This is a genomic window from Longispora fulva (genome assembly GCF_015751905.1).
Lineage (GTDB): Bacteria > Actinomycetota > Actinomycetes > Mycobacteriales > Micromonosporaceae > Longispora > Longispora fulva.
In genome coordinates, this window is sequence record NZ_JADOUF010000001.1 from 649,889 (window position 1) to 670,510 (window position 20,622).

The 20,622-nt window shown below is 70.9% G+C and carries 15 protein-coding genes; 10 read left to right on the forward strand and 5 right to left on the reverse strand.

Annotated elements, in window-relative coordinates:
* Positions 1 to 86 precede the first annotated feature (86 nt).
* From IW245_RS02855 to IW245_RS02870, 4 genes are all read left to right on the forward strand, one after another.
* Complete coding sequence (locus IW245_RS02855) at positions 87 to 1,094, forward strand: helix-turn-helix transcriptional regulator (protein ID WP_197001640.1); 1,008 nt, start codon at positions 87 to 89, stop codon at positions 1,092 to 1,094.
* 61 nt (positions 1,095 to 1,155) lie between these two features.
* Positions 1,156 to 2,631, forward strand: coding sequence for a chitinase (locus IW245_RS02860; RefSeq protein WP_197001641.1), 1,476 nt, complete (start codon positions 1,156 to 1,158; stop codon positions 2,629 to 2,631).
* A gap of 9 nt (positions 2,632 to 2,640) precedes the next feature.
* Entirely contained in the window at positions 2,641 to 4,353 is a 1,713-nt protein-coding gene (locus IW245_RS02865; protein WP_197001642.1) for a glycosyl hydrolase family 18 protein, read from the forward strand.
* Between the two features lie 69 nt (positions 4,354 to 4,422).
* Positions 4,423 to 5,886 carry a carbohydrate binding domain-containing protein gene (locus IW245_RS02870; RefSeq protein ID WP_197001643.1) on the forward strand — a complete coding sequence of 488 codons (1,464 nt, stop codon included), beginning with the start codon at positions 4,423 to 4,425 and terminating at the stop codon, positions 5,884 to 5,886.
* Between the two features lie 126 nt (positions 5,887 to 6,012).
* Here IW245_RS02870 and IW245_RS02875 read toward each other — a convergent pair whose 3' ends face one another.
* Positions 6,013 to 7,989, reverse strand: a complete 1,977-nt coding sequence (locus tag IW245_RS02875; RefSeq protein ID WP_197001644.1) for an FG-GAP-like repeat-containing protein — start codon at positions 7,987 to 7,989, stop codon at positions 6,013 to 6,015.
* A gap of 148 nt (positions 7,990 to 8,137) precedes the next feature.
* Here IW245_RS02875 and IW245_RS02880 point away from each other — a divergent pair, with 148 nt between their 5' ends.
* On the forward strand, positions 8,138 to 11,323 hold the full coding sequence (locus IW245_RS02880) for an AfsR/SARP family transcriptional regulator (RefSeq protein WP_197001645.1): 3,186 nt from the start codon (positions 8,138 to 8,140) through the stop codon (positions 11,321 to 11,323).
* A 339-nt stretch (positions 11,324 to 11,662) separates the two neighbouring features.
* Positions 11,663 to 12,223 carry an AAA family ATPase gene (locus IW245_RS02885; RefSeq protein ID WP_197001646.1) on the forward strand — a complete coding sequence of 187 codons (561 nt, stop codon included), beginning with the start codon at positions 11,663 to 11,665 and terminating at the stop codon, positions 12,221 to 12,223.
* A gap of 190 nt (positions 12,224 to 12,413) precedes the next feature.
* Here the strand turns inward: IW245_RS02885 and IW245_RS02890 are convergent, their stop codons facing one another.
* Both IW245_RS02890 and IW245_RS02895 read right to left on the reverse strand, forming a co-directional pair.
* Positions 12,414 to 12,611, reverse strand: a complete 198-nt coding sequence (locus IW245_RS02890) for a helix-hairpin-helix domain-containing protein (protein ID WP_197001647.1) — start codon at positions 12,609 to 12,611, stop codon at positions 12,414 to 12,416.
* A gap of 46 nt (positions 12,612 to 12,657) precedes the next feature.
* Positions 12,658 to 13,212 carry a TetR/AcrR family transcriptional regulator gene (locus tag IW245_RS02895; protein WP_197001648.1) on the reverse strand — a complete coding sequence of 185 codons (555 nt, stop codon included), beginning with the start codon at positions 13,210 to 13,212 and terminating at the stop codon, positions 12,658 to 12,660.
* A gap of 69 nt (positions 13,213 to 13,281) precedes the next feature.
* Between IW245_RS02895 and IW245_RS02900 the strand changes: the two genes are divergently transcribed.
* Positions 13,282 to 14,454 carry an FAD-dependent monooxygenase gene (locus tag IW245_RS02900; protein ID WP_197001649.1) on the forward strand — a complete coding sequence of 391 codons (1,173 nt, stop codon included), beginning with the start codon at positions 13,282 to 13,284 and terminating at the stop codon, positions 14,452 to 14,454.
* A 367-nt stretch (positions 14,455 to 14,821) separates the two neighbouring features.
* Here the strand turns inward: IW245_RS02900 and IW245_RS02905 are convergent, their stop codons facing one another.
* Together IW245_RS02905 and IW245_RS02910 are read right to left on the reverse strand one after the other, a co-directional pair.
* Positions 14,822 to 15,052, reverse strand: coding sequence for a hypothetical protein (locus tag IW245_RS02905; RefSeq protein ID WP_197001650.1), 231 nt, complete (start codon positions 15,050 to 15,052; stop codon positions 14,822 to 14,824).
* Positions 15,053 to 15,132: 80 nt separating this feature from the next.
* The gene (locus IW245_RS02910) at positions 15,133 to 16,266 is read right to left on the reverse strand and encodes a hypothetical protein (protein ID WP_197001651.1); all 1,134 of its coding nucleotides are present in this window, start codon (positions 16,264 to 16,266) and stop codon (positions 15,133 to 15,135) included.
* 165 nt (positions 16,267 to 16,431) lie between these two features.
* On the opposite strand from IW245_RS02910, the gene IW245_RS02915 reads away from it, so the two are divergent.
* The 3 genes from IW245_RS02915 (at position 16,432) to IW245_RS02925 (ending at position 20,503) form a co-directional block, all read left to right on the forward strand.
* Complete coding sequence (locus IW245_RS02915) at positions 16,432 to 17,964, forward strand: hypothetical protein (RefSeq protein WP_197001652.1); 1,533 nt, start codon at positions 16,432 to 16,434, stop codon at positions 17,962 to 17,964.
* A gap of 125 nt (positions 17,965 to 18,089) precedes the next feature.
* On the forward strand, positions 18,090 to 19,292 hold the full coding sequence (locus IW245_RS02920; RefSeq protein ID WP_197001653.1) for an AAA family ATPase: 1,203 nt from the start codon (positions 18,090 to 18,092) through the stop codon (positions 19,290 to 19,292).
* Complete coding sequence (locus IW245_RS02925) at positions 19,289 to 20,503, forward strand: vWA domain-containing protein (protein WP_197001654.1); 1,215 nt, start codon at positions 19,289 to 19,291, stop codon at positions 20,501 to 20,503. Before IW245_RS02920 ends, IW245_RS02925 begins: the two co-directional genes overlap by 4 nt.
* The last annotated feature ends 119 nt before the right edge of the window (positions 20,504 to 20,622 follow it).

The following is a 20,622-nucleotide window of genomic DNA, read 5'->3' on the forward strand; positions in this document are numbered from 1 at the left end:
GTGGCGTTACGTGCGGACACGGATGTTTCGCCCGGGGAACCCGGGGCATGGTCAGCGCCTGCCCCCCTACCCCTCAAGGAGGAGCTATGGATGACAACGCCGGCCTGCTCACGGTGCTCGGTGTGTCCACCGAGGAGGAGACCGTCTACCGCGCCCTGCTGGCCCACCCGGGCTCCACTCTGGCGGCGCTGGCCGACGCCACCGGCTGGGACCGCGCCCGGGTCCGGCGGCGGACCGTCGCGCTGGAGGACCTGGGACTGCTCACCCGGATGCCGAGCCGCCCGCTGCGGTTCGCCCCGGCCCCGCCGGATCTCGCCGTGGAGCTGCTGGCCCTGTCCCGCCGGGAGGAGATCGAACGGGCCAGGATCGGGGCCGCCCGGCTCGCCGAGGAGTTCCAGGCCGCGCCGGCCCCGGCCGTGCACGTCGTGCGGGGCCGGGAGGCGGTGGCGCAGCGGCTGACCCGGGCGGCGCGGGCGGCCCGGAACGAGGTGCTGGTCCTCGGCCGGGTGCCGTTTCTCGGCGGGCGGCACGAACTCGCCCACGAGCTGCTCGCCCGGGGCGTCGGGCTCCGCGCGGTCCACCGGCCGGCGGAGCTGGACAGCGCCGAGGAACTTCGGGCGGTCCGCGACCTCGTCGACCGCGACGCGCAGGCCCGGGTGCTGGACGCGATCCCGCTGGAACTGGTCATCGTCGACCGCGGCACGGCGCTGGTCCCCGTCGTCCTGGCCGACGAGCTGGCGGTCGTGGAGCTGCGGTCCTCGGCGCTGCTCGACGGGTACGTCGCGCTGTTCGACCTGCTGTGGCAGCGGGCGACCCCGTTGTTCCCTGTCGCGGGGTCGGACTCCGGAACCGTTCTGACGCGGTCGGACGAGGAGATCCTGGCGCTGTGCGCCGCGGGGCTCACCGATCGGACGATCGCGCGGCGGCTGGGCGTGGCCCAACGCACGGTGGAGCGCCGGATGCACGACCTGATGGACCGGCTCGGTGCCCGGACCCGGTTCCAGGCGGGGCTGCGGGCGGCCGGGCACGGGTTCGGCGGGGACCCGTGCGGCGGGATGTCGACGGGGCGGGATTCCGCCACCAGTAACTGTTAACAAACCTTGTCAATGACTGGCAGCATGGGCTCGCTGTTCCCCTCCAGCTCAAGGAGTGTCTATGCGAAGAACGATCATCCTCACCGCCGTGCTGGCGGCCGCCGCGGCGGTCGGCCTGGCGCTGCCGGCGCTCGCCGACGCCAGCGCGGTCGCGAACCCCGGTTTCGAGACCGGCACGCTGTCCCCGTGGACCTGTGACCCGACGGCCAGCGTCGTCACAGGGCACGCCAGGTCCGGCAGCTACGCCCTGGCCGGGGCCACCACCAACAGCAGCACCGCGGAGTGCCGCCAGACCGTCGCGGTGGCCGCGAACACCGACTACAGGCTGTCCGCCCAGGTCAACGGCTCTTATGTGTACCTTGGCGTCGTCGGCGGCACCTCGACGTGGACCCCGGGCACCTCGGGCGGCTACAGCCAGTTGTCCGTGTCGTTCAACTCCGGGTCGGCGACGAGCGTGACCGTCTACCTGCACGGCTGGTACGCGCAGGGCACGTACTACGCCGACGACGTCGCGCTCGACGGCCCCGGCGGCACCCCCTCGCCGACCGGGTCCCCGACCGCGAGCCCCACCACGAGCCCGACATCGAGCCCGTCGCCGAGCCCCAGCCCGACGACATCGCCGAGTGACCCCGGGCCGCTGCCGAGACACGCCCTCACCGGGTACTGGCAGAACTTCACCAACGGGGCCAAGGCGCTGCGGTTGTCGGACGTGCCCACGTCCTACGACCTGATCGCCGTCGCGTTCGCCGACACCGACCCGAACAGTTCCGGCGGGGTCACCTTCACCCTCGACTCCGGACTGTCCAACGCCCTCGGCGGCTACACCGACGCGAATTTCACGAACGACGTCGCGACCCTGCACGGCCGGGGCCAGCACGTGGTGCTGTCGGTCGGCGGGCAGAACGGCACGGTCAAGGTCGCCGACTCGACGGCCGCGACCAACTTCGCCACCAGCGTGTCGGCCGTCATCAAGCGCTACGGATTCGACGGGGTCGACATCGACCTGGAGAACGGGCTCAACGCCACCTACATGGCCCAGGCGCTGCGCTCGATCCGGTCCAGCGTCGGGTCGGGGCTGATCATCACGATGGCGCCGCAGACCATCGACATGCAGAGCACCGGCAACGAGTACTTCACGCTCGCGCTGAACATCAAGGACATCCTCACCGTCGTGCACACCCAGTTCTACAACTCCGGTTCCATGCTCGGCTGCGACAACAACGCCGCCTACAGCCAGGGCACGGAGAACTTCCTCACCGCGCTGGCCTGCATCCAGTTGCAGAGCGCACTGCGCCCGGACCAGGTGGCCCTCGGGCTGCCGGCCTCGTCCTCGGCGGCCGGCGGCGGCTACACCGATCCGGCGACGATCAACGACGCCGTGGACTGCCTGGCCCAGGGCACCCACTGCGGCACCTTCCGCCCGCCGTCGACGTGGCCGGCACTGCGCGGCGTCATGACGTGGTCGGTGAACTGGGACGCGTCGAACAACTACGCCTTCGCCAACACCGTCAAGCCGCATCTGAAGAATCTTCCGTAGGAGCCCCTCATGCGCAGTACCCGGAAAATGATCGGCGCCGCCGTCGCGGCAGCCGTCCTCGCCCTCGGCCTCGCCGCCGCCGTCAGCCAGGCCGCCACCTCGCAGGCGGCGGCCGCCAGCGGAGGGATCAAGACCGCCTACTTCACCCAGTGGGGCATCTACCAGAACGGGTTCTACCCGAAGAACCTCGACACCGGCGGGTACGCCGGCAAGCTCGACATCCTCAACTACGCCTTCGCCAACATCCACCCGACCGAACACACCTGTTTCGAGGCCAACTCCGCGGCCAAGCAGGACGAGAGCGACCCGAACGCCGGGGACGGCGCGGGGGACTACTTCGCCGACTACACCAAGAGCTACGGCTCCGACATCAGCGTCGACGGGGTCGCCGACACCTGGGACCAGCCCCTCGCGGGCAACTTCAACCAGCTGAAGAAGATCAAGGCCAAGTACCCGAATCTGAAGATCGTGATCTCGATCGGCGGTTGGACCTACTCGAAGTACTTCTCCGACGCCGCGGCCGACGACGCCGCGCGGAAGAAGTTCGTCAGCTCCTGCGTCGACATGTTCATCAAGGGCAACCTGCCCGCGAACGACGGTCGTGGAGGGCCGGGCGCCGCGGCGGGGATCTTCGACGGCATCGACCTGGACTGGGAGTTCCCCGGCTCCTCCGGCGGACACGTCGGCAACCACGTCAGCACGGCCGACAAGGCCAACTTCACGCTGCTGTGCAAGGAGTTCCGGACCCAGCTCGACGCGCTCGGCGGCTCGAAGAAGTACCTGACCGCCGCCGTGGCCGCCGGCCAGGACAAGATCAAGTACTACGAGACCGACAAGCTCGGCAGCTACCTCGACTACGCCAACGTGATGACCTACGACCTGCACGGCGGCTGGGAGTCCACCGGCCCCACCAACCACCAGTCCCAGGTGTACGAGTCGTCCACCGACCCGATGAACCCGGTCCCCCCGGGCTCGAAGAAGTACTCCGCCGACACCGCCATCACCGCCTGGACCGCGGGCCTGTCCGACTACGGCATCCCCGGCGGCTTCCCGGCCAGCAAGGTCACCATCGGCTACCCGTTCTACTACCGGGGCTGGACCGGCGTGCCGGCCGGAGCCAACCACGGCCTGCACCAGTCCGCGACCGGCCCGGCCCCGGGCCACGCCCTGTCCGGCAACGTCGCGGGCGTGTCCTTCTACAAGGAACTCGGCGGCTTCGTCGACGACCCGAACAAGACCTACTACGACGCCGAGAGCCGGGCCGCCTACTTCTACGACGGCACCGTCTTCTGGAGCGGGGACTCCCCGCGCTCGGTGCAGGACAAGGCCGACTACGCGCACTGCAAGGGCCTGGCCGGCGGCATGATGTACTCCCTGGAGGCCCTCGACGCCGCCGGCACCCTGTTCACGGCCGCCGTCAACGCCATCAACGGCTCGACGTCGGGCTGCACGAGCCCGACCGGGTCACCGACCGCCTCGCCCTCGGGGTCCCCGACCGCGTCACCCACCGCGTCCCCGACGGCCTCCCCGACCAGTTCGCCGAGCCCGAGCCCGACCGGTGGCACGTGCACCGCCCCGGCCTGGAACAGCGGCACGTCCTACGTGCCCGGCGACAAGGTCTCCTACAAGAAGCACACCTGGAAGGCGACCTGGTACTCCACGGGAGCCGTCCCCGACGACCCGACCTCCTGGGCCGTCTGGTCGGACAGCGGTCCCTGCTGACCGGACCCCGCCACGGCGCGGGTGGCGACCACCGCCACCCGCGCCCCTTCCAGAACAGGAGAACGTCCCATGCGCAGACCCGTACTCCTCACCCTGCTGGCCGTCGCCGCCACAGCGCTCGGCGCGGCGCTCGCCGTCACCGTCCCGGCCCTGGCCGACGCCGCGTCGGTCACCAACCCCGGCTTCGAGACCGGCACCCTGTCCGGCTGGAACTGCGATCCGACCGACAGCGTCGTGACCGGCCACGCCCGCAGCGGCAGCTACGCGCTCGCCGGCGCGGCCGACGGCGGCAGCACGGCCCAGTGCACCCAGACCGTCCCCGTCCTCGCCAACACCAGCTACACACTGACGGCCCAGGTCAACGGCTCCTACGTGTACCTGGGCATCACCGGCGGCGCGTCCACCTGGACCCCGGGCACGTCCGGCGGCTACAGCGCCCTGTCCGTCGCCTTCACCTCCGGCAGCGCCACGAGCGTCATCATCTACCTGCACGGCTGGTACGGCCAGGGCACCTACTACGCCGACGACGTGGCCCTCGCCGGCCCGGCGGGCAACCCGTCACCCTCCGCGTCGCCCAGCCCGTCCCCGACGGCGAGCCCGAGTCCCACCCCGACCACCCCGCCGGGCAACGGGTCCTTCCCGAACCCGATCTACCTGATGCCCCTGGAGAACAACCCGCAGAACATCTCCACCGCCATCAGCGCCTCCGGCGCGAAGAACTACAACCTCGCGTTCATCCTGGACTCCGGCGGCTGCACCCCGGCCTGGGGCGGCGACCCCGCACACCCCGTCGCCGGCGACACCACGGTCACCGGGGTCGTCTCCGCGATCCGGTCCGCCGGCGGGGACGTCGCCGTGTCCTTCGGCGGCTACAACGGGACCGAACTGGGCGCCACGTGCGGCGGGTCCGGGGCGCTGGCCGCGGCGTATCAGAAGGTGATCGACAAGTACTCGTTGACCAGGATCGACCTGGACTACGAGGGCGACGACCTGGACGCGAACATGGCGGTCCGGTTCGGCGCGATCAGGGTCCTCCAGCAGAACAACCCGAACCTGAAGGTTTCGCTGACCATCCCGGCGACCACTGTCGGATTCCCGGACAGCGGCAAAGACGAACTCCGCCAGGCCGCCACGGCCGGCGCGCGCCTGGACCTGGTCAACCTGATGGCCTTCGACTACGGCCTAACGAACGCCTCCGACCAGGTCACCAGCGTGCAACTGGTGGCGGAGGCGGCCAAGAACCAAATCAAGGCGGTGTACGGCATCGACGACGCCACGGCCTGGGCGCGCCTGGGACTGCAGCTCATGAACGGCCACACCGACCAGCCGTCCGAGCTGTTCACCGTGGACACGTTCCGCTCCCTGCTGGCGTACGCGCAGGCCAAGCATGTCGGGTGGTTCTCCTACTGGTCGCTCAACCGGGACCGGGCCTGCGATCCGGGGGTGCCGCACAACTGGGCGGACGGCACGTGCAGCAGCGTGGACCAGCAGCCGTACGACTTCTCGAAGGTCATCGCGCAGTACCGGGGGTGATGCCGAGGCGCGTTCCGCGAGGGAACACGCGACAGGGCGCGGACCGTGTGGTCCGCGCCCCTTGCGATCACATGCCGTTGACTGGACCGGGGGTCGCCGACCCCGTGACCGTGTTCGTGACAGTGACTATCCGAAGATGGTGTTGCCTGGTGACCAAGCGCCCGTGCCGACGGTGCGGGCGCTGCCCCAGTTGTAGTTGATGCCGTCGAGGTTCGGGTAGGCGGTGAGGACGCCGTCGGTGCCGACGTGGATCAGGTCGGACTTACCATCGCCGTCGAGGTCCGCGAACCGGGTGTTGACCGTGTTCCAGTCGCCTTCGCCGATTGTGCGGCCGCCGCCCCAGTTGTAGTTGATGCCGTCGACATTCGGGTAGCCGGTGAGGACACCGTTGGTGCCGACGTGGACCAGATCAGCCTTGCCGTCATCGTTGAGGTCCGCGAACTGGGTGTTGGACGGGTTCCAGTCGCCTTCGCCGACGGTTCGGCCGCCGCCCCAGTTGTAGTTGATGCCATCGATGTTGGGGTAGGCGGTGAGGATGCCGTTGGTGCCGACGTGGATCAGGTCGGCCTTACCATCGCCGTCGAGGTCCGCGAACCGGGTGTTGGACGGGTTCCAGTCGCCTTCACCGACGGTTCGCCCCCCGCTCCAGTTGTAGTTGATGCCATCAATGTTCCGATAGGCGGTGAGGACGCCGTTGGTGCCGACATGAATGACTTCGGTCTTGCCGTCGCCGTCGAGATCGGCGAACCGGGTGTTCGAAAGATTCCAGTCACCTTCCCCGATCCTGCGGCTGGAGCCCCACCCGAAGTGGATTCCATCCACATTGGGGTAGGCCGTGATGACGCCGTCGGTGCCGATGAACATCAGGTCGGCCTTCGAGTCCCCGGATACGGAGGTGTTCACCGGAGCCAGGTGTACCAGGAAGCTGTTGAAGATGTCATCCGCCTCGGTCCAGCGAATCAGGGTTGACCCCCAGCTGACATTTCCCCGTGCCTGGCGGGTGTTGCTGCCAGTTATCGCGAAGACCATCCCTCCGCTGTCGCCTTGCTGCACTGCAGTTGCCCCGCCAGGGATGTGACCTTCCATCCCGATGTGCGAACGGCCATTGCTGCCGGTCCAGGAAACCTGCCCATCCACCTTGATATTGCAGACGGCACCTGAAACGTATCCGTCGTGACACACGTAGTCGCCGGTGATGGAGCGTTTCGTGCTGGTCACCGCGAGTGTGAAGGCCCCGCTGCCATAGGGGCCGCCATCCCACTCCTGTCCTCTGGTGGTGCCGTGGCCGGCGGTGTCGATCGCCTCGGCGTCCCAGAGTTGGTCGACCATCGTGACCTCGCCAATGGTCGTGCGGTCCGCGCCTTCCCATTCGGTGGCCGCCTGGCCATCACCACAATGCGCGGCTGTGATGAGGAAGGGGTGATTGTCGGAGTTACGACGCGTCGGCAGCCCCGCTGTACAGCCGCCACCGCCCGACAAGTGGATGGATGAACCAGCCTTCCACGGTGAAGTGTCCTTGGTTCGTGACGCGTCCGAACCGGGTGCGCCCTTCTCCACCACGATAGGCACCTGGGAATCCAGCGTCATCTGAGTCATCGTCTGCGGACCCTTGAGCGCGCGCTCGGCGCGAGCGACGTCCTGCACCCGGAGGTGCAGCGCCGTGCCGTCGGGCGGCAGGAGGATCGATTCCGTACCAAGCGTCGCGTCGCTCTTCGGCTGGAACATCCGATCTCGTGCGGCCTCCAGCGCCTGACGCGTGAAGCGACCTTGCTTGACCCTGGCCAGCCGAACATCCGCCGCGCTGTTCGTCTTGGCGACACGGGCGAGGAAGTCGGCCGACTTCGCGCCGGGCGTGAGATAGACATTCACAACCCCGGCAGAAGCATCGATCTCGACGCCCGAGTACGTGGCGACCGCGGTGGACCTCCCCACGTCGTCCACCGCTCCTGCCAGCGTCCGCAAGGGATTGAGCAACTCCGCCTGCGCCACCTGGGACATCGCCGCGATGTGCTGGTCCGTCCGCACAGTCGTTGGTGCCTGCGCGCGGACAGGTGTCGCCGCAATGAGAGTTCCGGCGAGAATGGCCGAGGCGATACTCAGCACCCTGAGCCCGCTTTGTGTAGATACCATGGTGCGTCTTCTCAACAAGATGTTCTCCCCGTGAGACTTGTTCCGCGACCGGTGTGGAGGCGGCTGGGTCAGTGTTGTCCGGTCTGCTTGCCGCGGTGTTACCACCGGCTACGCTCCTCGGGTGGAGTTCAAGATCCTCGGCACAGTTGAGGCCGTTGTCGCTGGTCAGGTCGTGGATCTGGGTGTACGCCGGCTGGAGCGTCGCCTGCTGGGTGTGTTGCTGCTCCATCTGGGGTCCGCGGTGTCGTCCGAGCGGCTGACGGATCTGGTGTGGGACGGCGATCCGCCCGTCAACGCTCGCCGCACCCTGCAGGTGTTCGTGTCCCGGTTGCGTGGCCGGCTGGTAGCCGTCGGCCGGAGTGGATGCGAGATTCTCGGCGACCCGACCGGCTACCTCGTGAACGGCGATCCGGATCGGGTCGACGCCCACCGGTTCCGACGGTTGCTCGATCTGGCCCGCGGGGCTGGCGATCCGGCCGGACAGGTCGGATATCTCGATGAGGCGGCGCGGCTGTGGCGGGGGCCGGTTCTCGGTGAGCTGTCCTGCGACCGAATTCGGGCGGAGACCGCCGGCTGGGACGAGGACCACCTCTCGGCCGCCGAGCTACGGATGGCCGCGCACCTCGCTCTCGGTCACCACGACCAGGTTCTCGGTGAGCTCGGCACGCTGATGGAGCGGTACCCGCGGGCGGAATCGCTCGTGGAGTTGCTTGTTCTCGCGTTGTACAGGGCTGGCCGGCGTCAAGAGGCGCTCGACGCGTACGCGGCGGCGAGCCGGAGTCTGGTGGACCGGACAGGTCTGGACGCCCGGCCTCAACTCGAGCTGCTGCACGAGCGGATCCTGCGCGACGATCCCACCCTCAACCAGCGGCCGAGGCTGGGCGGTCCGGCCCAACTCCCGCCGAAGGTCGCCGACTACACCGGCCGAGGCCGCGAGATCGACGTCCTCGACCAGCTCGTCGCCAACTGCGACACCACGGCGGTGCTCGTCTCGACCATCGACGGGACCGCCGGCATCGGCAAGACCGCTCTGGCCGTCCACTGGGCGCACCGGGCCCGCCACCATTTCCCGGACGGCCAGCTCTACATCGACCTGCGCGGATACTCTGACAGTCCGCCGACGAGCCCTGCGGTGGCCCTCGCCCGGTTCCTGCGTGCCCTGGGCATCGCGGCCGAACAGATCCCCGCCGACGTGATGGAGGCGGGGACGTTGTTCCGAGGGCTATTGGCCGACCGCCGGGTGCTCGTCGTCCTGGACAACGCGAACAGCGCCGACCAGGTCCGACCGCTTCTTCCCGGGCGCCCCGGCAGCCTCGCCCTGGTCACGAGCCGCAGCCGCCTCGCCGGCCTTGTCGCCGTCGATGGCATGCGCAACGTCACCCTGGATGTGTTGACCACCGAAGAGTCCGTGGCGCTCCTAGCCCGGATCCTCGGTGACCAGCGCGTCATGGCGGCTCCTGAGGACGCGGTCGAACTGGTGGGCCTGTGCGGGAGACTGCCTCTCGCGATCAGGATCTCCGCGGCACTGCTTGCAGAGCGGCCCGAGCACTCCCTTCGGACGCACGTGGCGGCGCTCCGTGACGGTGACCGCTTCTCCGCGCTGACGATCGAGGAGGACGAGCAGTCCTGCGTCCGGGCGTCCTTCGACCTGTCCTACCGGGAGCTCGAACCGGAGGTCGCACGTCTGTTCCGGCTCCTCGGAATTGTTCCAGGTCCAGACGTCACCATCGGCGCGGCCGCCGCTCTGGCGCAGGTCAGCCCCGCACGTGCCAGGCACCTCCTGGATAGGCTCGCGGCCGCGCACCTGATCCAGGAACACGTCCCGGGCCGGTACTCCTTCCACGATCTCATCCGCGTCTACGCCCACCGTCAGGCGACTGTCGAGGACGGCCAGGCCCAGCGCGCGGCGTCGACCGAGCGGCTGATGGCCTGGTACCTGGAGATGGCTCGCACCGCGACCATGCGGCACTATCCGACCACGATCCTGCTCCCGCTACAGACGACTTCCCTTCCCTCCGGGCAGGGAACGGCCGACGACGACCGGTTCGAGCCACTGGTCTGGCTGGACGCCGAGTATCCCAATCTGGTCGCCGCGATCTGGCATGCCGCCGGCCACGGGCCTGCTGAGATGACCTGGCTGCTGACGGACGCACTGCGGAACTACTTCTACAATCGCAGGTTCCCCGGTGACCGGCTTCCCGTGGCCCGGGCCGCGCTCGCGGCCGCCGACGCCGCCGGTGACCTGCTGGGCCAGGCCGCCAGCCACCTGAGCATCGGGCAGGCGTACGCCGCCGTCGGCGACACCGATTCGGCGATCTCCCACTACACGGAGGCCGCGACCAGGGCCAGAAGTACCGACTGGGAGGGCGGGCTCAGAACCGTCCTGAACAATCTCGGCATCGCCTACAAGCACAGCGGGCGGTTCACCGAGGCGGCCTCCAGTTATCGAGAGGTCATCGATCTCGCCAGGCGGTCCGGGGTAGCCGCCGTCACCGCGGTGGCGAACCTGGGAAACATCTACCTGGTCCAGGGGCGGCTCCAGGACGCCCATGCCAGCTTTTCCGTCGCCCTGGCCGCGTTCACCGAGACCGGAAACGCCGCCTCCTTGGCCGCGGCCCATACCAATCTGGGCCTGGCCAACCACGGCCTCGGCCGATACGAGGAAGCGGCCGGGCATCTGCGGGAGGCCCTGCGGCTCAACGAGTTCACCGGAAACAACAGCGGCCTCAGTGAGAGCCTGTTCTGCCTCGGATCGATCCACCGGGACACCGGGGATCTCGACCAGGCCAGGGCGTGTGCCCGCGAGGCGCTGAGAATCGCCGAGGACTCCGCCATCCCCGGTGCGGAGGTCGATGCCCGCAACCTTCTGGCCAGTACGCTCCTCGCCGCCGGAGACCGAGCGGGGGCGTTGCGGGAATACGAGAATGCCCAGGCGATCGGCTCCAGGGAAGGCATAGCGGAGACTCTTCTGGGGCTCGCCGCCACCTACGCGAGCTTGGACCGACCCGCGGACGCGGTGGGCCATGCCGAGCGGGCGCTGGAGTTGTCGCGCACGGGCGGATATCGGATGACCGCTGGCAAGGCGCTGACCGCCCTCGCCAAACTTCATGCCCTCCTGGGCCGTCGCGACCTCGCGGTCGACCTCGCCATGGAGGCCCTCGACATCCAGCGGGAGTCCGGCCACAGGCTCGGTGAGGCCCAGGCCCTCATGGTCCTCGCCGACACCGCGGACGGCGCGCGGGCGAGGGCGCACCGCCGAACGGCGACAGCGATCCTGCGCGAACTGGGTGTGCCCGAACGACCGTGACCGCGTGGGCGGGCGCGTGGACACGTCTGGAACGAGGGCGCAGCCGACGCGACGAAGGCCGCTACTGTCAGATCCGCTGGAGGATGCCGGTGTCCGGGTGTAGTTGTCGGATGGCTGTCGGGTGTCTGGGTCTACTTGTCGGGTCCGGGCGTAGGGCCGGTCCAGGGGCCGGCTGACCACGAAGGTGCGCCTCGCGGTCGAGCAGGGCCAGAAGCCGCTATCGATGTGATCGCGGCCGGTCAGTCAGAGCCTTGATGCGCACGCGGGCTGTCGGTGACGAGTTTGATGTCATCGATAACTGGGTTGCGGCCGGGTGGCCCGGCGGGCACGATCTCCGGCGTGATCGGTGCCGGGAAGTCAGAGTGTTTGATAGTGACGGGGATGCCGGGGGCGGGCAAGTCGACGGTGACCCGGTTGGCGGCCGAGTTGTTGCCCAGGGCGGCGCGTCTTGACGGCGACGTGGTCAATCGACTGGTCGTGAGCGGGCGGGTCTGGGCTTTGGGTGAGCCTGCCGATGAGGCGGCGCGGCAGGTCGACCTGTGCAACCGCAACCTGTCGGCGCTGGCGGCCAATTTCGCCGACGCCGGGTTCACTCCGCTGATCGACTGGATCATCCCGGACCGGCGGCAGTTGGATACCTTCCTTGATCTGCTGGCCCCGCGGCCGGTGCTGTTCGTGGTCCTGGCTCCCGGCATCGAGGCATGTCGCTATCGCAACACGGTCCGAGACCCTGACGAACAGTTCTTCTTCGAAGGCTATGACGATCTGGACGCCGCCATGAAGCATGAACTCGGCGATGTCGGCTGGTGGTTCGACACCTCTGGACTCACCGCCAAGGAGAGCGCCGCGCGGATTGTTGAGGAAGCCGATCGCCGCGCCATCACGAGCGCGGAGAAGTGATCGCTCGGCCGCGTCCAGCCCGGCCGGCCCCGCCGAGTCCGAGAAGTCACCCGGCTCAGACTTGCGCCCCACAAACGACAAGTAGATCCGGACGCCCCATGCAGCAACCGTCCGGATCTACTTGTCGTGCCCCAGGTCAATCTGTCGTCACCCGACAAGATCAGCCGGACGTCGCCGCTACCAGGACGAGCTACGTAAGGGATGTGCCTCGCGCCTCGAGGGCCTCCCGCAGCAGCCGCAGCGCCTTGGGCCCCACGCCGTGCAGCTTGCTCAACTCGGCGGCGGGGACATCCGCGAGCTGGGCGAGGTCGGTGTAACCCGCGGCGTTGAGGGCGCGGGTGGCGGGCGCGCCGATGCTCCGTGGAAGGCCGCCTGTCGATGCCATCATGGCCGGATCATATCCGCGGACGAGCAGGATCACCGCGGACGCCGGGTCAGGGGCGCAGGCCGTCCATCAGGACGGTGAGGAACGCGTCGGCCAGTTCGGGTGACGGTGCGGTCCGGGCGATCGCGAACGTGGCCTCACTGATCAGGGTGGCGGTCACCTCGGGGTCGAGGTCGGTGCGGATCACCCCGTCCCGCCGCCCGCCGGCGATCAGCTGGCGCACGGATCCCACCAGTTCGGCCCGCATCGCCGTGGTGGCGGGCAGGTCGAGGCCGTCGAGGTGTTCGGTGACGGAGTGGTGCGCGGACTGGAAGGCGATCAGTTCGGCGAGGAGGGTGCGCAGCGCCGGCGCGGGTCCGGGCTGGGCCGCGAGGTCGCGCGCCCGGTCGACCACCGGTCCGAGCAGTCGTGACACGGCGGCGTCGAGCAGCGCGTCCTTGCCGCCGAACGCCCGCACCACGGTTCCGGCGCCCAGCCCGGCGCGGCGGGCGATCGCCTCGACGGTGAGGACCGCGCCCGGCTCGGTCAGCAGCGCGGTCGTCGCTTCGAGGGCGAGTTGCTGGTTGCGGACCGCGTCCGCCCGGCGTCCGGCCGTTGTTGACATCTGGAATGACCCTTCCACATAATCATCTGGAACGCATACTCCAGTTATCGTAGTCAGGGGGACCACACCGTGCACCAGCGGATCCTGATCGTGGGCGCAAGCATCGCCGGACTGACCGTCGCACATTGGCTTGACCGGTACGGCTTCCGGACGACCGTCGTCGAGCGCGCCACCTCGTTGCGCACCGGCGGCAACGGGGTCGACCTGCGCGAGGGGGCCGTCGAGGTCGCCGACCGTATGGGAATCCTGCCGGACGCCCGCGCCGCCGGTACCGACGTGCGCGGCATGAGGTTCGTCGACGCAGCGGACCGGACCATCGGCCAGGTCGGCATCGGCGAACCCGGGTCGGTCGAGCTGATGCGAGGTGACCTGGTGGACCTGCTGCACAGGGCGGGAGGGAGCGGGATCGAGTACATCTTCGGGGACGCCGTCCGCGACCTCGCGCAGGACGACTCCGGGGTCACGGTCAGCTTCGAGCACGCGCCGGACCGCCGGTTCGACCTGGTGATCGGGGCCGACGGCCTGCACTCCACGGTGCGCGCGCTCGCCTTCGGCCCGCACCGGGAATTCGTCCGGCACCGCGACCACTACTTCGCGTTCGCCGACACCGGGGTGGCGGCGGGGGAGAACCGGTGGATGACCATGTACAACCTGCCGGGCAAGATGGTCGGGGTGTACCGGTCGGGCAACCACGCCCAGGCCAAGGCGTACTTTATCTTCCGCTCCGCGCCGCTGGACTACGACCACCGCGACGTCGACGAGCACCGGCGGCTGGTGGCCCGGGCGTTCGCCGCCGAGACCTCCTGGTGGATCCCGGACCTGCTGGCCGAGGCGCTGGCCGATCCGGAGTTCTACTTCGACGCGCTCAGCCAGGTACACATGAAATCCTGGTCTTCGGGTCGAGTGGCGCTGGTCGGCGACGCGGCCTGGTGCGCCTCCCCGGCCTCAGGCGCCGGTGCGGAGCTGGCCATGGTCGGCGGCTACCGCCTCGCCGGGGAACTGGCCGCCGCCGGCGGGGACCATCTGGCCGCGTTCGCCCGGTACCACGACGGTCACCGGGTGCTGGTCGACAGCAAGCAGCGGATCGGCCCGAATCTGCGCCTGATGGTGCCCCGGACCGTGCGTGGCCGGTGGTTGCGGGACGCGGCGGCGCGGCTGCCGCTGCTGCGCGCCGCGTCGGCCGTTGAGCGGTGGGTGCGGGCGAGGGTGCCGGCGCTGCCGGAGTACCTGCCGGCCCGCTGACCGGGAGGCGTGGGGTCGCACCGGCCCAGGGCCCGTCGGGGTCGATGCGCCCCACCTGCGTCAGGTATTCGGTCTCTGTCAGTTCGCCCCGCTGTCGTTGCCTGCGCAGCACCGACAGGTGGGCCCGGATCTCGGCCCGGGCGGGCGGCGCGGGCCGCTCGGGTCGCGGGGCGGGGGACGGAGCGGGCGCCGGTGTGTGCCAGTCGGCCCGGACCACGGTGAGCAGGCCCGCCGCACCGGCCGCGACGGCGAGCACGATCATCAGCGGACCCTGGGCCCGGTCCCATTGGCTCAGCGGGCGCTCCTGCTCAGCGATGTCCTCATGGCCCGGGACGTAGCGAATCGGTATCCGCGAGCCGACCGCCGGCTAGCCGGCCCAGTCGCCGAGGGCGATCCGCCGGTTGAGTGGCGCCGCGGCGAGCACCGTGAGGTGGTTGTTCGACCGGCTGTGGTGCGCGTCCACGACCGTGGCCTCGACCACCGTTCCGTAGCGGTCCAGCCGGTGTCGATCCGAGATCTGGTCGGCACCGGCAAGCGCCGCGATCACGGCGCCGACGCCCAGGGCGACGCCCACGGCCAGAGGATGGGACCTGGACATCCGACGATCGTCCCACCCAGCGACCACTTCCGCTGCCCCTGGAGCCAGGGACGAGGTCTTGTCACGGGCAGGGAGCAGCTCTACCGCTGGCCGGCGGGACGGGTGGTCGGCCCGCCTCGGTGGAAGACCTGACCGGTCGGGCGGCGGTCCTCGGGACGGACCGGCGGGATGGACCGGTGCGGCCAGTCCCGTGGCCCGGTCCACAACGCCGGTACCGCGTCCGAGCGCCGGCACAGCTCGTACCCGATGGACTCGTAGTTGACCCGCCAGCCGGCGAAGTGTGGCCAGGCCTCCGCGGCCGTGCGCTCCGCGACGAAACCGGCGGTGACCGCCCGGCCCACCCCATTGCCGAACTCCTCGAAGGTCAGGATGATCGGGTCCGCCGGGCTCGGGTCCGGGTCGTACGCGATCCGGGTCGCCCGGGCGATCTCGCGCAGCGCGGTGAACCCGGCCCGCAGCACCAGTCGGGCCTCCCCGGGGGCGGTCGACGGGCTCAGTGCCAGGTGCAGCGCGGCGGCGTCCATCACGGCGAGCAGGCCGACGATCCAGCTCCGGTACGGCTTCGGGGACCGGAAGCCCATCAGGATCGGATAGTTGGCGTGGCTCTCGCCGATGTCGGCGGCGAGGCGTTCCCACAGCCGGTACAGGTCGGCCAGCTGCTCGACCGTGCCGATCAGGCCGGCGCGGGCCAGCAACTCCGGGCCCCAGGACGGCTCACCGCCGCGCGCGTCCAGCAGGCTCACCTCCACCTCGCGCCGGTTGAACGCCGCGTACAGGGTCGGCAGGTAGGAGATTTGCAGCGCGATCACCAGCGGGCCGCTGGCCGCCGCCGCGAAGTCCACGGCCGACAGGTGCGGCCGGTCGGTGGACGCGAATCCGAGGGTGAACAGGCTCGATCCGGCCTCGCGGACCGCGACGGCCAACGGGAGGCCGGACAGCGCGAACAGCAGCAGGCCGTAGCCGATCAGGAGTCCGCCCAGCCAGCAGATCAGGGTCGCGAGCAGGGTCAGCGGGGCGAGCCAGGACAGGGCGGCGTCGCGGAGCTCGTACCCGGGAAAGGGGCGCAGCGTCACGCACAGGGCAACCCGCCCGGCCCGCCACAGGCGCATCATCAGTGTGCCCGGCTTGCCGCGGGGCACCACGAGGGTGCGCAGGATGCTGGCCACCGTGAGCAGGACCAGGGCCAGGCCGACGAGACCGCAGAGGGGGCGCATTGCTGCACCCTAGATGATCATTTCCTGTGGGCCCGGTTGGCTCAGAGATCGGGCCCGTCGGTCCGGGAAACGGGGCTGACGGCTTTCCTCATGATGTTGTACGCTCCCGGCGATGAGCATCTACTCGAACAGATCGGGGGTCCCGTCCGCGCAAGGTGAGTGCTGATGCACACCATGACCGCGTACGAGGAATCCCGACTTCACTACTGGCGGCACGTGCGCGAGTTCGCCGTACCGCCGTCGATGATCGAATCCGCGACCGCCCGCCGCACCGCGGGCGACTGGGCCGGCGCGTGCACGGCCGCCCGGTTCGACGTCGACCTGGACCTGCGGGCCACCGCCCGGACGTACGGGCGGGAACTCGCCGACCGGATCCGCGCCGATCTGCGCCGACTCGCACCCGACCTGCTGCGCTGGCACCTGCCGAGGATCGCACCCGACGGCCTGTTGCGCCCCGGGCTCACGGTGTCGCTTGCCAGCTACCCGGGTAGCGCGGTGCACCTGGTCGTCCGGACGCCCCCGGCCTGGGCCGACGCGGGGCAACGCGTCAGCCTCACGCTGTGGGACGCGTCGCGGTCCACGGCCGGCGCGGGTCTGCACCCACATCCGCATCCCGACCGGCGGTACCGGCTCGACCTGCACCGGCACCTGTGGGACGCGCACCGGTCGGCTGAACTGCGCGACCGGGCCGGGGCCGATGTCGCCGCCGGGCGGCTGGATCCCGCCGGACTGGTTCCGGACGGGGCCGGATGCGCCGTCGGCCGGTGGGCCAGCGAGGCGGCGATCCTGTTGCGTGCTCGGGGGCTGGCAAGCGGCACTGTCCTGGTGCGGCTCGCCGCCGGACGCCGGCTGGCGCTGCACATGGGCGACACGCACCCGCCGCACCTCACGGCCGCCCCGGCCAGAGGCGAAGCCGCCCGCGCCAGACGCACGGCAGCCCAGGCCAGAGGCACGGCCGTCCAAGCCGGAGGCACTGCCACCCGGGCCGGAGTCGCGGCCACCCGGGCCACACAGGTCGCCGGGGCCAGCCCCGACCGTGCGGCCCATCAGGCCACAGGGGAGGCTTGGCTGATCCTGCCGGACGCGGCGACCTGGGTACCCCCGGATCTGGCTCTGCTCCGCGCCGGACTGATCGACGCCGACCACCTGCATCCCCTGGTCGCGGCGGCGCTCGTGCCGGACGCCCCGCTGGCCGGTGCCCAGCGGACCGCGGCCGGCGGACCCCGCCTCGTCGAATGCCGGGGCGCGCCGCACCGGATCGGGCTCGTCGACGGCGTGCTCGTCCCGCTCGACCACGATCCGGTCGACCTGCGCCGCGAGGAACTGCTGGTCGCACTGGGCGGACCGCCCATGCCGTGCCTGCGGGTCATCGACGAGGTGAGCCGGCGTCCGGAATGCCTGGTCGATGTCCGGGCCCGCCTGGACCACGGCGACGCCAGCGGCGCGCTCGCCGTCGTCGAGGATCTGCTGGGCCCCGGGGCCGTGCTTCGCGCCGGTGCGTTGCGCGACGAACTGGACCTGGCGGCGTCGCGCCAGGTCACCCACGGGCTCTACCGGGCCGCGCTCGCCGGGTTCGGGCCGACCCGGCTCCGCGAGAAACGGCAACCCGGCCAGCCCCGGTCCGCGCAGGAGCGTCGGGCGAGTGACGAACGCGACCGCGCGCGGCGCTCGAACCAGCGCCGCGCGTCCTCCTGCTGACTCCAGCTCATCCCGCCGCCGCGCGGCCCACGAACTCATCCCGCCGCCAGCGGCCCCGTTCGACCCCCATGACCCGATTCATCCGCGGCCGCCACGCGGCTCCTCGACCCCCAAGGTGATCAAACATGCCCATTGCCGCCCGCCCGTTGGACGTCGCCGCCGACCTGCTCGCCCTGCTCCGCGACACCACCACCGAACCCCGCCCCGACGAGCAGCTGGAGGCCCTGACCCTGGCCGTGGCGGCCGACCTGCCGGTACTGCTGTGGGGCGAACCCGGCATCGGCAAGACCGCGGCCCTCACCCAGCTCGCCGAGGAACTCGACCTGCCGTTGACCACGGTCATCGCCAGCGTGCACGAGCCGTCGGACTTCTCCGGCCTGCCGGTGATCGGCGACGACCCGGCCGTACAGGGCGTGCCGATGGCCCCGCCGGACTGGGCGGTGCGCCTGGTGCGGGCCGGCCGGGGGCTGCTCTTCCTCGACGAGCTGTCCACCGCGCCGCCCGCCGTGCAGGCCGCCCTGCTGCGTCTCGTGCTCGAACGCCGGATCGGTGCGCTGACCCTGCCGCCCGGCGTGCGGATCGTGGCCGCGGCCAATCCGCGTTCCTCGGCCGCCGACGGCTGGGAGCTCAGCGCGCCGCTGGCGAACCGGTTCGTACACCTGCAATGGGTCTGTGATCCCGAGGTCGTGGCACGTGGCCTCGGCGGGGTCTGGCCCCGGGCCGTGCTGCCCACCCTCGACCCCGACCGGCTGACCGGGGCGGTGGCATTCGCGCGGCGGGCGGTGTGCGGGATCCTGGCCGCGCGTCCCGCGCTCGCTCACCAGCTGCCGAACAGCGAGGCCCGTCGGGGCGGCCCCTGGCCGTCGCCCCGCAGCTGGGAGATGGCGCTGCGGCTCACGGCTTTCGCGACCGCTTCGGGGGTACGCCGCGAGGTGCTGTCGATGCTCGTCCGCGGCGTCGTCGGCGACGGTCCCGGGCTGGAACTGCTCGCCAGCCTCGACCGGCTGGACCTCCCCGACCCCGAGACCCTCCTGGCGGACCCGGCGTCGGCGGTGCTGCCCGAGCGGGGCGACCTGCGCCAGGCGGTGCTCGACGGCGTGGTCGACGCGGTACGCCGCCGGCCCGGGCGGTCCCGCTGGGACGCGGCGTGGGCGGTCCTCGTGCTGGCCCTGGACACCGGGGCCCCGGACCTGGTGGTCGTGCCGGCGGCCACCCTGGCGGCGCTGCGGCGCGACGACTGGGAACTCCCGGCGTCGATCGAACGGCTGGCCGGCGCGGTGTCGCTGACCCGGCGCGCGGACCGGGCCGGCGCGCGGGTGGGCCGGTGACCCTCGACCTGGAGAAGCTCTACGCCGCCCGGCTGTACGCCGCCCGGGTCCGGCCCTATCTCGCGACCGCGCTGTTCGCCCTGCACGTGGTGGAGTCTCGACGGGTACCGACGATGGCCGTGGACCGGCACTGGCGCTGCTACGTCTCCCCGGTCTTCGTGGACCGCACCCCGGTGGAGGAACTGGCCGGGGTCTGGGTGCACGAGGTGTCGCACCTGCTGCGCGACCACCACGGACGCGGCGACCGGTTCGCGGCGGCGCACGGGCTGACCGGCCACGCCGAGCGGCTGCGGATGAACATCGCCGCGGACTGCGAGATCAACGACGACGTGTACGGCGACGGGCTGCCCTGCCCGGCGGGCGCCGTCCAGGCGGTGGACCTCCAGCTGACCCCGGGCGAGCTGATGGAGGACTACCTGCTCCAGTTCCGGCTCGGCCCGTTCACCTCGCACCTGGCCTGGTTGGACTGCGGCAGCGGCGCCGACGGTCTCGAACGGGACTGGGACCTGGGCCCCGACGGGGCGCACGGCCTCAGCGCGCAGGAGCGCGACGCGGTCCGGTTCCGGGTCGCCCAGGGGCTGATCGGCCGCCCGGGCAACGCCCCGCAGGGCTGGCAGCGGTGGGCTGACAAGGCGTTCCACCCGCCGCAGCCGTGGCGGGAACTGCTCGGCGCCGCCGTCCGTTCGGCCACCACAGGTGCCGGGGTGGGCGAGGACTACACCTACGGCAGGCCCGCGCGCCGCGCCGCCAGCCTGCCCGGCGTCGTCCTGCCGAGCCTGCGCCGCCGACCGCCCCGGGTGTGCGTGGTCATCGACACCTCCGGCTCGGTGAGCGACGCGGAACTGGGCAGCGCCCTCCTGGAGGTCGCGGCGATCTCCCGGAGCGTCGGCGGCCGGCGCGACCTGCTCAGCGTGCTGTCGTGCGACGCGGCCAGCCATGTCGCGGATCCGCTGTGCCGCGCCGAGGGGATCGCGTTGCTGGGCGGCGGCGGGACGGACCTGCGCGCGGGTTTCGCCACGGCCCTGCGCGCCAACCCCCGCCCCGACGTGATCGTGGTACTGACCGACGGGCAGACGCCCTGGCCGGACCGCCGACCGCCGTGCCGCACGGTGGTGGGGCTGTTCCCGCGGGCACCCGAAGTCCGGGAGGCGGACCCGGACTACGTGCCGGACACGCCGCCGGACTGGGCGCGGGTCGTGACGATCGGGTGACTCTGGTCGCCCTTGAGGAGGGCAGCCGTCAGCGGCCCCGGTGTGGCGGGGTCACTCCTGACTCAACCGGGACCCCACGAGCTGCGGTCGCGGCTGCTGTGTCACGGCTCCCACTCTGA